10 protein-coding genes are annotated in these 13,477 nt (G+C 70.6%); 9 read left to right on the top strand and 1 reads right to left on the bottom strand.

Annotated features, from left to right (window positions below; all coding sequences use genetic code 11):
* The coding region (locus G401_RS47175) for an arabinofuranosidase catalytic domain-containing protein (RefSeq protein ID WP_034592498.1) at positions 1-945 on the top strand (945 nt) is incomplete at its 5' end.
* A gap of 47 nt (positions 946-992) precedes the next feature.
* On the opposite strand, the gene G401_RS0120735 is transcribed toward G401_RS47175, so the two are convergent.
* Positions 993-2,510, bottom strand: coding sequence for a sigma-70 family RNA polymerase sigma factor (locus tag G401_RS0120735; RefSeq protein ID WP_027344010.1), 1,518 nt, complete (start codon positions 2,508-2,510; stop codon positions 993-995).
* A gap of 432 nt (positions 2,511-2,942) precedes the next feature.
* On the opposite strand from G401_RS0120735, the gene G401_RS47180 reads away from it, so the two are divergent.
* The 8 genes from G401_RS47180 to G401_RS0120775 all read left to right on the top strand — a co-directional run bounded on the left by G401_RS47180 (position 2,943) and on the right by G401_RS0120775 (position 13,474).
* Positions 2,943-4,346: an endo-1,4-beta-xylanase gene (locus tag G401_RS47180; protein WP_084557430.1), complete on the top strand. Its 1,404-nt coding sequence runs from the start codon at positions 2,943-2,945 to the stop codon at positions 4,344-4,346.
* 75 nt (positions 4,347-4,421) lie between these two features.
* Entirely contained in the window at positions 4,422-6,137 is a 1,716-nt protein-coding gene (locus tag G401_RS47185) for a cellulose binding domain-containing protein (RefSeq protein WP_034592501.1), read from the top strand.
* 40 nt (positions 6,138-6,177) lie between these two features.
* A complete protein-coding gene (locus tag G401_RS0120750) occupies positions 6,178-7,728 on the top strand; it encodes an alpha-L-arabinofuranosidase B (protein ID WP_084557431.1) in 1,551 nt (516 codons plus the stop codon).
* A 163-nt stretch (positions 7,729-7,891) separates the two neighbouring features.
* Positions 7,892-9,394, top strand: a complete 1,503-nt coding sequence (locus G401_RS0120755) for a hypothetical protein (protein WP_027344012.1) — start codon at positions 7,892-7,894, stop codon at positions 9,392-9,394.
* 88 nt (positions 9,395-9,482) lie between these two features.
* The gene (locus tag G401_RS0120760) at positions 9,483-10,493 is read left to right on the top strand and encodes a GNAT family N-acetyltransferase (RefSeq protein ID WP_027344013.1); all 1,011 of its coding nucleotides are present in this window, start codon (positions 9,483-9,485) and stop codon (positions 10,491-10,493) included.
* Positions 10,494-10,707: 214 nt separating this feature from the next.
* Complete coding sequence (locus G401_RS0120765; protein ID WP_027344014.1) at positions 10,708-11,793, top strand: hypothetical protein; 1,086 nt, start codon at positions 10,708-10,710, stop codon at positions 11,791-11,793.
* On the top strand, positions 11,790-12,629 hold the full coding sequence (locus tag G401_RS0120770; RefSeq protein ID WP_027344015.1) for a hypothetical protein: 840 nt from the start codon (positions 11,790-11,792) through the stop codon (positions 12,627-12,629). The genes G401_RS0120765 and G401_RS0120770 overlap by 4 nt, the downstream gene beginning before the upstream one ends.
* The gene (locus G401_RS0120775) at positions 12,626-13,474 is read left to right on the top strand and encodes a hypothetical protein (RefSeq protein ID WP_027344016.1); all 849 of its coding nucleotides are present in this window, start codon (positions 12,626-12,628) and stop codon (positions 13,472-13,474) included. Before G401_RS0120770 ends, G401_RS0120775 begins: the two co-directional genes overlap by 4 nt.
* Positions 13,475-13,477 lie beyond the last annotated feature (3 nt).

The following is a 13,477-nucleotide window of genomic DNA, read 5'->3' on the forward strand; positions in this document are numbered from 1 at the left end:
TGCGACATCTACGCCGCCGGTGGTACGCCGTGCGTGGCCGCGCACAGCACGACCCGGGCGTTGTACGCCGCCTACGGCGGTGCCCTGTACCAGATACGCCGGTCGTCGGACAACACCACGCGCGACATCGGCGTACTGAGCACCGGCGGGGTGGCCAACGCCGCCGCGCAGGACTCGTTCTGCGCGAACACGACGTGCCTGATCACGATCATCTACGACCAGTCCGGCCGGGGCAACCACCTCACCCAGGCCCCGCCGGGCGGGTTCAGCGGCCCGGCCGCAGGCGGCTACGACAACCTCGCCAACGCCACCGCCGCACCCACCACCCTCAACGGCCAGAAGGCGTACGGCGTCTACGTCGCGGCCGGCACCGGCTACCGCAACAACAACACCAACGGCATCGCCAAAGGCGACCAGCCCGAAGGCATGTACGCCATCTTCGACGGCACCCACTACAACGGCGGCTGCTGCTTCGACTACGGCAACGCCGAGACCAACAGCCGCGACAACGGCAACGGCACCATGGAAGCCATCTACTTCGGCAACATCAAAGTCTGGGGCTACGGCACCGGCAACGGCCCATGGATCATGGCCGACCTGGAAAACGGCCTCTACTCCGGCGTCAACGCCGGCTACAACGCCAACGACCCGACCGTCAACTACCGCTACACCACCGCGATCGTCAAAGGCGAAGCCAACCACTGGTCGATCCGCGGCGGCAACTCCCAGTCCGGCAACCTGTCCACCTTCTACAACGGTGCGCGTCCGAACGTCTCGGGCTACAACCCGATGAAGAAGGAAGGCGCCATCATCCTCGGCATCGGCGGCGACAACAGCCACGGCGCCACCGGCACCTTCTACGAAGGCGTCATGACCTCCGGCTACCCCACCGACACCACCGAAAACGCCGTCCAAGCCAACATCGTCGCCGCGGGATACCGCTGACGGTCCGCCGCCGTCCGGGTCCACCCGGGCGGCGGCGTCCTGCGATCTCAACCGGCCAGCGGTACGCGTGGCCGGAACGCCGCCGCGGCCAGGAACGCCGCGCTGCCGTCGGAATGGTCGACCCAGACCTCGGTGCCGCGCAGGTGCACGAACCAGCCCGGATAGTTCGACGATTCCAGCAGCACCGACCCGGCCACCGGCCCGGGCCGCACGCAGAACGTGGCGTCGCCCCGGTACAGGGTGGTGCCCTCGTCCTTGTTCAGCCGCAGCCGCCAGGACGCGTGCCGCAGGTAGCGGCCGTCCGCGGACCGGAACGAGAAGCAGGCCGGGTCGCGCAGCCCGGCGACGACCTCGAACGTGGCCAGTTGCCGCGCCGCGACCGGGCTGACGGTGGTCAGCGGCGCGAGCACCGCCACGTCCCCGGTCGTGATGGCGATGTACGAGCCGGGTGCGCTGTCGGCGTCCAGCGACAGCCGCCCGGTGGTCACCGACCGGGCGGCGGCCGACGACGACGGGCTCGGCGGCGCGATCCCCGCGGGGCTGGGCAGCGGCGCGAGGCTCGGACGCGGTGACGTGGCCGGCGACGCCCGTGCGACCGCCGGCGGGCGGTGCTGCGGTGGCGGTGACGGCCAGCTGACGACCGTGACGGTGGCGCCGGCCGCCACCGCGGTCGTGGCCAACGCGGCCGCCACCGGATGCGCCGCCACCAAGTGGGCCAGGTGTCCCAGCAGGCCGCCTTTCGCCGCACCCGCCAGCGCCCCGGCACCGGTCGCCGGACCGAGCAGCCCGCCGGCGAGTGCCACCGGCACCGGCAGCAGGCCGTACCCGGCCAGCAGATGCTCCGGCGCGATCGCGAGGCGGCCGGCCGGCCGGCAGGCGTCGCAGTCGCGTACGTGGCGGGCGAACCGCTTGCGCCACAACGGATTCGGCTCCCCGTTCCAACCGCCGGCCAGGGCCGCCAGCCGCGGGCAGCCCGGCCGGGCATGCAGCGCGGCGACCACCGAGCGGGCCACGTCCAGCTGGGCCCGCGTCCGCTGCACGCGTACGCCGGCGTGGGCGAGGCTGACGCCGATCGCGGTGGCGAGTTCGCCGCGGGACAGCTGTCCGGCGACTTCGAGCCACCACAGCGACAGCACCAGCCGGTCGTCGGGGTCCAGCCACTGCGTGCTCTCGACGACCTGATGGCGTTCCCGGGACAGGTCCAGCCGCAGCACCGCGGTGTCCTCGAAGGACGATCCGGTCGCCGACTCGTCGACCTCCTCGAGTCCGGCCCGCCGGTACGCCGCCCGCCGGTGCCGGCGCAGGTAGGTGCCGACCTGGTGGACGCCGATGGCGGCGAGCCACGCCCGGAACCGCTCCGGTGAACGCAGATCGTCGAGGTCGGCCAGCGCGCGCAGCATCGTCTCCTGCACGACGTCGTCGGCGTCGGGGGTGTCACCGATCGCTCTGCGGACCAGGGTGTAGACGAACGGCAGGTACTTGCGCAGCAGGGCGTCGGCCGCCTGCCGGTCGCCGGACTGCGCGGCGTCGATCAGGTCCAGGTCGTTGAGGTTCGCGGCGGGCATCGTTCTCATCAGGTCCGGTACGTGGGAGTTGACTGTGTAGCAGGACGCCGCGTCCGTCAAGGGATAGCACTCGCGGCGATGTCGCCGGCCCCCGCATAACAGAAACTCGAACGCACGTTTTCGGGCCTCGATCGCATCGATGATCCGGGCCCGAAAAGCGTTATGCGGGTACCCGGAAAGACGCCGTGAAAAGTCCCCGACAGGCCACGTGTCCTGCACAGACGGTGTTCTAAAAATTGACGAGGATGGTCCCCTTGAACGTGCGGCGACATTCTGGCAATCTCGCAAATGTCGATGGGAGCATCCAGGCTTTGCCACCCGTCATCCCTTTCCTTCGGTCGCCGAGGCAGCGGTCGGCCGGAGATTGTGAACGTTCACACGTCGCTCCCACGACGATGAAGATCCATTCCGCGCCCACGGAAACGGAGAACCATGAAACCGCACAGCAGAACCCTGCCGGCCACGCTGACCCTGCCCGCAGCGGCAGCCCTCGCCGCACTCGCCGCGGCCGCCCTCCTGGCCCCCGGCACCGCCGCGGCCGCGAGCACGCTCGGCGCACAGGCCGCGACCTCCGGCCGCTACTTCGGCACCGCCGTCGCCGCCGGCAAGCTCGGCAACTCGACCTACGCCTCGATCCTCGACCGCGAATTCAACATGATCACGCCCGAGAACGAGATGAAGTGGGACACGATCGAGCCGTCCCGCGGCAGCTTCAACTTCGGCCCCGCCGACCAGATCGTCAACCACGCCCTGGCCCACGGCCAGCGCATGCGCGGCCACACCACCGTCTGGCATTCGCAACTGCCCGGCTGGGTCAGCTCCATCACCGACGCCACCACGCTGCGATCGGTGATGGACAACCACATCACCACCGAGATGACCCACTTCAAAGGCAAGATCTACGCCTGGGACGTCGTCAACGAAGCCTTCGCCGACGGCTCCACCCAGCACCGAAGCTCGGTCTTCCAGAACGTCCTCGGCAACGGGTTCATCGAGGAGGCGTTCCGCACCGCGCGTACCGCCGACCCAGCCGCGAAGCTCTGCTACAACGACTACAACATCGAGAACTGGTCCGACGCCAAGACCCAGGGCGTGTACGCCATGGTCAAGGACTTCAAGTCCCGCGGCGTACCGATCGACTGCGTCGGGTTCCAGAGCCACTTCGGGACGGGCGGACCGCCGTCGAGCTTCCCGACCACGCTGTCGAACTTCGCCGCGCTGGGCGTCGACGTGCAGCTGACCGAACTCGACATCCAGAACGCCGGCACCACCGCGTACGCCAACACGGTCAAGGCGTGCATGAACGTCGCCCGATGCGCCGGGATCACCGTGTGGGGCATCCGCGACAGCGACTCCTGGCGTACCGGGCAGAACCCGCTGCTGTTCGACAACAACGGGAACAAGAAGCCCGCCTACGACGCGGTGCTGTCGGCGCTCGGCAGCGGGACACCGGCCTCGCCGTCCCCGTCCGCCTCGCGATCGCCGTCAGCCTCCCCGAGCGGCAGCTCCGCACCGTCGAGCCCGCCCCCCGGCGGCCGGTCGTGCTCAGCCGCGTACGCGATCACCGGCTCGTGGCCCGGCGGCTTCCAGGCCGCCGTCACAGTGACCGCCGGCGGTGGCGCGATCAGCGGCTGGACTGTGACCTGGACGTTCGCCAACGGCCAGACCATCACGCAGTCCTGGAGCGCGACCGTGACCACCAGCGGTTCGGCGGTGAGCGCCCGCAACGTCGACTACAACGGTGCGCTCGGTGCGGGAGCCAGCACCCAGTTCGGCTTCCTCGGCAACGCACCGGGCGCCAACAGCGCGCCCTCGGTGACCTGTCAGGCGAGCTGACGCGCGCCGGTCCGGCCACGGACCGGAGCCACCCCTGTCATCGGCGCATCAGCACCAACAGCAGAAGGACATGACATGACGCAAGACAACACTGAGCCGGTACGCGGCGAGCGAAGCCTGCTGAGCCGGCGAGCCGTCCTGACCACGATCGGGGCCGTACCGGTCCTTACGGTCGCGGCCGCGGCGCTGGGGGCCACGGATGCGTCGGCCGCGACGGCGAACGTCAATCCGTCGGCACCGCGGCAGACGATCCGAGGCTTCGGCGGTATGACCCATGCCGCCTGGATCGGCGACTTGACCGCCGCCCAGCGCGATACGGCGTTCGGCTCCGGCGACGGCCATCTCGGATTCTCGGTGCTGCGGATCCCCGTCAACGAGAATCAGTCGGACTGGAGCCGTGACCTCGCGACGGCGCAGCGCGCGGTCGCACTCGGCGCGACCGTCTTCGCGTCGCCGTGGAACCCACCCGCCGCCATGACCGAGACCTTCACCCGCGGCAGCCAGACCAACGCGAAACGTCTCAAGTACAGCTCGTACGGGGCCTACGCCCAGCACCTCAACGACTTCACCACGTACATGCGCAACAACGGGGTGAACCTGTACGGCATATCCGTGCAGAACGAGCCCGACTACGCGTCGACCTGGACCTGGTGGACCTCCACCGAGATAGTCAACTTCCTGCGGCAGAACGCCGGCGCGATCGGCACCAGAGTCATCGCGCCCGAGTCCTTCCAGTACGTGAAGTCCATGTCGGACCCGATCCTCAACGACGCCACGGCGCTGGCCAACGTGGACATCATCGGGGCTCACCTCTACGGCACGCCGTACTCGAGCTTCCCCTACCCCCTCTTCCAGCAGAAGGGCGCGGGCAAGGAACTCTGGATGACCGAGGTCTACTACCCCAACAGCACCGATGCGGGCGACACCTGGCCCGGAGCGCTCGACGTGGGCGAGCACATCCACCACGCCATGGTGGACGGCGGGTTCCAGACGTACGTGTGGTGGTACATCCGGCGCAGCTACGGACCCCTGCGGGAGGACGGCCAGATCAGCAAGCGCGGCGCCGTCATGGCGCACTTCGCCAGATTCGTCCGGCCCGGATACGTGCGCATCGACGCGACCGCGAACCCGGCGTCGAACGTCTTCGTCTCGGCGTACCGCGGCGGCGACACCGTCGTCATCGTCGCCGTCAACAAGAACACCACGTCGGTGAGCCAGCAGTTCACCCTGGCGAGCACGGCCGCGTCCGGCAGCGTCTCGAACTGGCTGACCGATGGGAGCCGGAACGTCGCGGCGCAGAGCGCGCTCGGCATGTCCAACGGCTCCGTCACCGTCACGCTTCCCGCCCGCAGCGTCATGACCTTCGTGACCAGCCTGAGCGGTACCTCGCCCTCTCCGACGCCCAGCGGGTCGTCCGCCCCCTCCCCCAGCGCGTCGCCCATCGTGTCGCCCACGCCATCGCCCAGCGGCGGCGGGGCGCCCCGCGTCACCTACACGATGAGCAGCTGGGACACCGGCTTCACGGCCAACATCAACATCGCCAACACCGGCACGTCCACGATCGACGGCTGGACGCTGGCCTTCACCCTGCCCTCGGGCCAGTCCATCACCTCGGGCTGGAACGCGACCTTCGCACCCGCCAGCGGCCAGGTGAGCGCCCGCAACCTCAGCTACAACGGCACCATCGCCCCGGGCACCGGCATCGACATCGGCTTCCAGGCGACCCACACCGGCAACACCGCCGAACCGACCGCCTTCACCCTCAACGGCATTCCCTGCACGGTGGCGTGACCTCCCAGCCAACCCCGCAAGCAACGGAAGAGGTCGACTCATGGCTCTCCATCGACTGGACCGCCGCGTCCGCACAGCCTTCCTCGCGATCGTGACCGGCGCGGCCCTCGTCGGTGGTGTCCTCACCGGCGGCGGCACGTCACAGGCCGCGACGTCGCAGCCCTGTGACATCTACGCCGCCGCCGGTACGCCGTGCGTGGCCGCGCACAGCACCGTCCGGGCGCTGTACTCCGCGTACAGCGGAAGGCTCTACCAGGTCCGGCGTGCCTCCGACAGCAGCACCAGGGACGTCGGGACCCTGTCGGCCGGCGGCTACGCGAATGCGTCCACTCAGGACAACTTCTGCGCCGGCACCGGCTGCGTCGTCACCGTCGTCTACGACCAGTCGGGGCACGGCAACGATCTCGCGTACCAGGGGTCGGGCGGTGCCGGCGGGCGGGACACGCCTGCCACGGCGACCTCGGAAGCGCTGACGGCCGGCGGGAACAAGGTCTATTCGCTGTACATCAACCCCGGCAACAGCTACTGGCACGACGGCCACGCTTCAGGCGTACCGACGGGCAGCGCTCCGCAGGGCGTCTACATGGTGACCAGCGGTACGCACGTCAACAGCGGCTGCTGCTTCGACTACGGCAACAGCGAGACCGACCGCAAGGCCGACGGCGCCGGTGCGATGGACGCCATCTACTTCGGCACCAGCTGCTGGTTCGGCGGCTGCTCCGGCACCGGCCCCTGGGTCCAGGCGGACCTCGAATACGGGCTGTTCCCCGGCGGCGGCTCCAGCTGGAACCCCAACCAGCGCGCCTTCACCAACACGTACGTCACCGCGATGCTGAAGAACAACGGCAGCACCCAGATGGCGCTCAAGGGGGCTAACGCCCAGTCCGGCAGCCTGACCACCCTCTATTCCGGCGCGCTGCCCGGCGGCTACAACCCCATGAAGAAGCAGGGCGCCATCGTGCTCGGCAGCGGCGGCGACTGCTGCGCCACCAACACCAACCAGAGCCTGGGCACCTTCTACGAGGGCGCCGTCACCGCCGGTTACCCGTCCGACGCCGCCGACAACGCCGTCCAGGCCAACATCGTCGCCGCCGGGTACGCCAGGACCGCGGGTGCCTTCACCCCCGGTTCGCGGATCTCGCTGCAGGCCACCACCGCGTGCTGCACGGCCGACTACATCTCCCACGACACCGGCGATGCCAACGTGGTGATCGCCGCGGTCACCGCGGGCAGCACCGCGACCGCGAAGGCCAACGCCACCTGGCTCGTCCGCCCTGGCCTGGCCGACAGCACGTGCGTCTCGTTCGAATCCGCCAACACGAGCGGCTCCTACCTGCGCCATCAAGGTTTCCGGCTGTATCTGCGGGCCAACGACGGCAGTTCGCTGTTCGCCCAGGACGCCACCTTCTGCCCGAAGCCCGGCAACAGCGGCACCGGCTACTCGCTGCAGTCGGTGAACTATCCGGCCAAGTACGTCCGCCACTACGCCAACACCGTGTACCTGGCCGCGAACGGCGGCTCCAACGCCTGGGACGCCACCGCCTCGTGGGCCCAGGACACCAGCTGGCTCGTCGCCGCCCCCTGGAACTGACCCGTCCCGCCCGCGGAGGAGAAACACCGCGCACCACAAGAGATTCATCGGCAGCGATCACTGAGCGCCGGGTGTGCGGGCACATGCCGTTTCATGATCGGCAGGTCCGCTCGCCACCCGGCGTCTATCGCCTATTCATCCGCATACCTCGATACTATCGGGCATGGATCACTCCGCACCGGGCCTGACCCGTAACGCCAGACTCGCACTGGTCGGCGCCGCCACCGCGCTCGCCACCGCCGCCCTGGCAACCATCGCCGGATTCGCCCTCCCGCACGTCGCGACCGCGGCAGCCGCCAAGCACCGGGTGCTCTTCGACAACTCGAAGGCCGAGACCGCCGGCAACGCCGACTGGATCATCAGCACCAGCATCCCCGACCCGACCGGGCAGAACCCCAATCCCACCACCGAGACCAGCTGGACGGGAGCGCTGTCGTCCTGGGGCGTGGCGCTGCAGAAGACCGGCAACTACACCCTCGCCACCCTGGCCGCCGGCAAGACCATCACCTATGGCAACACCGCCAACGCGCAGGACCTCGCCAACTTCGACGAGTTCGTCCTGCCGGAGCCGAACGTGCTGCTGAGCGCCGCCGAGAAGACCGCCGTGATGAAGTTCGTGCAGAACGGCGGCGGCCTGTTCATCATCGTCGACCACACCGGCAGCGACCGCAACAACGACGGCGCCGACGCCCCGAAGGTCGTCAACGACCTGATGACCAACAACACCGTCGACAGCACCGACCCGTTCGGCTTCAGCGTCGACCTGCTCAACATCGCCAGCGGCTTCCCCAAGGCGATCACCGCCGCGACCAACCCGGTCCTGCACGGCTCCTTCGGCACCGTGACCGGCGGCGCGCTCTACAACGGCACCACCGTCACCCTGCACCCCGCCGACAACGCCAACGCCAAGGGCCTGCTCTACGTCAGCGGCGCCACCGCCGGCGGCACCACCGGGGCCTTCTTCGCCACCAGCACGTTCGGCAGCGGACGGGTCGCGATCTGGGGGGACAGCTCGGACATCGACGACGGCACCGGCCAGTCCGGCAACACCCTCTACGACGGCTGGAACGACACCGGCGCCACCGACGCGGCGCTCGCGCTCAACGCCACGGAGTGGCTGGCCGGCACCGGCGTCACCACCCCGCCGAGCTCCCCCGCCCCGACGCCCAGCACGACCGGCGGCACCTCGTGCACCCCCGCCCAGCTGCTGGTCAACCCCGGCTTCGAGTCGGGCCCCGGCGTCGGCTGGACCGCCACCTCCGGCGTCATCACGAACTCCTCCGGCAACAGCCCCCACAGCAACACGTACTACGCGTGGCTCGACGGCTACGGCGCCGCGCACACCGACACCCTCGCCCAGGCGGTCACCATCCCCGCCGCCTGCACGAGCGCCACGTTCAGCTTCTGGCTGCACGTCGACACCGCCGAGACGACGACCACCACCGCGTACGACACGCTGAAGGTGCAGGTCCTCAACTCGTCCGGCACCGTCCTGGCCACGCTGGCGACACTGTCCAACCTCAACGGCTCCACCGGGTACGCCCAGCGCAGCTACAGCCTCGCCGCGTACAGGGGAAGCACGGTGACCCTGAAGTTCACCGGCGTCGAGGGGTCGACGCTGCAGACGTCGTTCCTCCTGGACGACACCGCGGTGAACGTCTCGTGACCGAGCCGGTGGGGCGGGACCCGTCCCGCCCCACCGGTCGTGCGTAATTCCGTTGCCGGTCCCGTCGGTCCGGCCGGACGATGCGGGCATGACCATCACGTGGCTCGATCCGGCCGACTCCGCGGCAATGGGCCGGTGGTACGACCTGATGGTCGCGGTCACCCGCCACGACCTGCCCGACCTCCCCACACCCAGCCGCCGGGAGCACGCGGCCCGGTTCGCGTACGCCTGGCCGGCCACGACCGAGGAGGCGCTGCTCGCCTGGGACGGCGACCGGGTCGTCGGGGCCGCGTCGTACCTGCTGCCCCAGGCGGAGAACCTGGGGACCGTCCACCTGGAACTGATCGTCCATCCGCGGGAACGGCGGCGCGGTGTCGCCACCGAGCTGCTGGCGGAGGTCTGCGCGGCCGCCCGGCGGCACCACCGGAGCCTGATCGAGATCCAGACGGTGCGGACGCTGCCCGGCGGCGCCGCCCGCGACGAGGCCGGCTACCGCTACCTCACCCGCCGCGCGCACCGGCCCGGGATGACCAGCATCAGATCCCGATGGCAGGCCCCCGACCAGGCCGGTGGCGACGACGCGACGCTCGCCGAGGCGTGGACCCACGCGGACGGATACTCGCTGGTGCAGTGGCGCGACGCGGCACCCGAGAAGATCATCGGGGACGTCGCCGCGTTGCAGAGCCGGCTCACCCTCGACGCTCCCACCGGTGGCCTGGCCGCCGAGCAGGCCCGGTACGACACCGAGCGGATCCGCCGCCAGGAGCGGACCGAACAGGGGCGCGGCCACCGCTCCTACTCGACGGCCGTCCGGCACGACGCGACCGGCGAGGTCGTGGCCCGCACCAAGCTGGCCTTCGAGTCGGCCGACGACACGCACGCGCGGCAGCGGATCACGATCGTCGAGCCCGCCCACCGAGGCCGGCGGCTCGGTCTGATCGTCAAGTCCGCCAACCACGCGTACGCGCGGGCCCACGAGCCGCGGCTGCGCGTCGTCGACGCGTGGAACGCCGAGGAGAACTCGCACATGCGGGCGGTCAACACAGTGCTCGGCTTCCGGCCGGTGGACGCCTGGCCGGTCTTCCAGCTGCCGGTGTGAGGTATTGCCAACAGTCGATACCTTGCTCAGCCGATACCTTGCTCAGCGGGCCGGGACCTCAGCTGTGGCACGGATCGCACCGGACATCAACCGTCAAAGACCCCTTCGTCGCCGTCTCCGGGCACGGACGCCCGCCCCCCACGATCTCGGCGCGAATAATATGCTCGCGCCGGAGACGCCACTGCGGCGACGGACACCCCCCAGGACGGTCGACATGCCCCCGCACTCCTCGGACGATGCGCTCGTCCGTGATCTCGCCGCCCAGCTCGCGGCCGCCGAAGCGCGGCTGGACGAGCTGACCCGTGAGCACGCCGCCCTGTCCGCGCGGGTGTCCCCGGCCGGGCCGGACACCGTGGACCGGCGCGCCGAGGACCACGGCCTGAGCCGGCGCCGCCTGATGCACACGGTGGGCAAGGCCGCCGCCGTCGCCGGTGCCGCGGCCGTCGCCGTCACGGCCTTCGACGCCGCCCCGGCCCTCGCCACCGACGACCAGCCGCTGCTCGTCGGAGTCACGAACACCACCGCCAGCGAGCGCACGACCTCGTTGCAGCGGGCTGCCGGGACCGCCGGCGACACTCCCGTCCTGGAGGTGAGCACCGCGGACACGGCTCAGGCGCTCCGGCTGCGCTCGGCCGGGACGGCGCTGGACGTGCAGGGCGGCACGCTGGGCGCGCACGTCACCGGTACGGGCGTCGGCCTGGAGGTCAGCGGCGGGCAGGCACCGCTGCATCTCGTGCCGCACAACACCGAGGGCCCGCCCACGACCGGTACGCACCAGGTCGGCGAGCTGGTCGTGGACAACCGCGGCCTGCTGTTCGCCTGCACCGGCGCCGGTACGCCGGGCGAGTGGCGGCAGATCATGTTCGGCGGCGGCGCGTACTGGCCGGGGGTGGCCGACATCGCGTACACGACGTCGACCGTCCTGCTGGACACGCCCTACCGGCGCTGGGACAGCCGCACGGGGCAGCAGCCCTACAACTGGGGCGGCACCTACCCCTACTGGGGGAAGCTGAAGGCCGGCAGCTGGATCGAGCTGGACGTCGCGCAGGCCGCGCCGAACGTCGTCCCGCCGGGCGCGCGCGGGATCGTCACCACGGTCACGGTCACCGACACCGTCGGTTCCGGGTGGGGTGCCGTGGTGCCGCTGGACCGCGACGGCGTACCGGGCACGTCGACGGTGAACTGGACCGGATCGGGCCAGACCATCGCGACGACCACGATGGTCTTCGGCCGGGGCGTGCGGTTCTACGCCGCCAACGGCACGCATCTGATCGTCGACATCCTGGGCTACCTGGTATGACCGCCGACTACGAGGCCCTGCGGGCGAGGGTCGCCGCGCTGCAGGACCGCATCTCCGCGCTGTCGGCCCGCAACGCCGCCCTCGCCGCGGCCGTCGGCGACCCCGTCACCGTCGGCGGCGCCCACCAGGTCGCCGCGGGTGTCTCGACCGTCCTGGCCCGCACCACGACCACCACTTCCGCCTCCGCCGTTCTCGCGGTCACCGACGCCGGTACGCGGCCGGCCGCCCGGGTGACGAGCGACGGGGTCGCGATCGCCGCCACCGGTCAGGCGCGGGCCGCCTCGACCACCGGTGTCGGACTGCGGCTCGACGGCGGGTCCGCCCCGCTGCGCCTGGTCCCGCAGACCATGGACTTCTTCGCCGGCGAGCCCGCCAATGGCACGGTCGCCTGCGATCCGGCCGGCGGGTTCTACGCGTACGCGGGTGGCAACTGGTACCGCCTGGCGGTCAGCGGCGGCACGAGCGGCCTGCTGATGGCCGGGCCGGGCCGGTTGTTCGACTCCCGCCCGGGTACCCCGGCCAAGGTGGGGCTCGGCCGCAAGCTGAAGGCCGGCGAGGTGCTCGCGATCCAGGCGGTGTCCAGCGGCCTGCTTCTGCCCGCCGAGACCAAGGCGGTGATCGCCACCATCACGGTGACCGACACCGGCACCCCCGGTTTCCTCAAGGCGTACGCGGCCGGGCAGCAGCCGCCGCAGACCTCCGTGACGAACTGGTACCGGACCGCGCAGACCGTCGCCACCACGACGTTCGTCAAGCTCGACGCGACCGGCCGGCTGGCCGTGCAGGCCTCGCAGCCCACCCACCTGATCATCGACGTACTGGGGGTCGTCCTGTGACGGACTCGGCGGAGGCGAAGGCCCTGCGGGAGCGGATCGCGCAGGCCACCGCCCAGAACCGGCAGCGGCTCGACGAGCTGGAGCAGCGCAACGCGCAGCTGCGCCGGCAGATCGCGGCGGCCGCCGCCGGGACCCCGATGCGGATCGGCGTGCAGAACAACACCACATACGGCACCTCGTTCTCGCGCAACTACGACATCGCCGACGATCAGCCGATCCTGGCCGTGGCCGGACTGGCCGGGACCGGTCCGGCGCTGCTGGCGAAGTCGGCGAGCGGGATCGGCGTCTCCGCCAGCGGCGTACGGCTCGTCCCGGCCGCGACCGACGGACCGCCGGCCACCGGACGGCACGAGGTCGGCGAGGTGTGGTGCGACGCCGGGCGCGAGCTGTACCTCTGCTCGGCGGCGGGCACTCCGGGCACGTGGCGACGGATGGGCGTCTCGGCCAGCGCCGCGCGGTGGGGCGGCAGTCCCGGCGTCCTCTACCTGCTGAACAAGCCGTTCCGGCTGTTCGACTCGCGGACCACGAAGGCCGGGCGGCTCGACCCGCGCAAGGGCAGCGTCGAGATCGTCTTCGAGGGCGCCACCTACCCCGACGGATCGCCGGGACTGCCGGCCCACCTGGGCGGGATCCTGGCGAACCTCACCGTGACCGGCACGGTCGGCGCGGGCTTCGTCACCAGCGCCGTGCAGTACAACGACCTGCCCGCGCCGAGCTACATCAACTGGTTCGCCACCGGGCAGACGCTGGCGAACACGACGCTGCTTCCGGCGATCAACGGAAGCTACTTCTACGCGTCGGCGCCGACGCATCTGATCATCGACGTCATCGGCTTCACCTACTGAGCG

The sequence above is a fragment of the Hamadaea tsunoensis DSM 44101 genome (assembly GCF_000428945.1).
Classification (GTDB): Bacteria; Actinomycetota; Actinomycetes; order Mycobacteriales; family Micromonosporaceae; genus Hamadaea; species Hamadaea tsunoensis.

Excerpts from the sequence above, each read along its gene's own strand:
- G401_RS0120750 (WP_084557431.1), top strand. The coding sequence starts at position 6,178 with ATGGCTCTCCATCGACTGGACCGCCGCGTCCGCACAGCCTTCCTCGCG.
- G401_RS47180 (WP_084557430.1), top strand. The coding sequence starts at position 2,943 with ATGAAACCGCACAGCAGAACCCTGCCGGCCACGCTGACCCTGCCCGCA.
- G401_RS0120755 (WP_027344012.1), top strand. The coding sequence starts at position 7,892 with ATGGATCACTCCGCACCGGGCCTGACCCGTAACGCCAGACTCGCACTG.
- G401_RS47185 (WP_034592501.1), top strand. The coding sequence starts at position 4,422 with ATGACGCAAGACAACACTGAGCCGGTACGCGGCGAGCGAAGCCTGCTG.
- G401_RS0120735 (WP_027344010.1), bottom strand. The coding sequence starts at position 2,510 with ATGCCCGCCGCGAACCTCAACGACCTGGACCTGATCGACGCCGCGCAG.
- G401_RS0120770 (WP_027344015.1), top strand. The coding sequence starts at position 11,790 with ATGACCGCCGACTACGAGGCCCTGCGGGCGAGGGTCGCCGCGCTGCAG.
- G401_RS0120760 (WP_027344013.1), top strand. The coding sequence starts at position 9,483 with ATGACCATCACGTGGCTCGATCCGGCCGACTCCGCGGCAATGGGCCGG.
- G401_RS0120765 (WP_027344014.1), top strand. The coding sequence starts at position 10,708 with ATGCCCCCGCACTCCTCGGACGATGCGCTCGTCCGTGATCTCGCCGCC.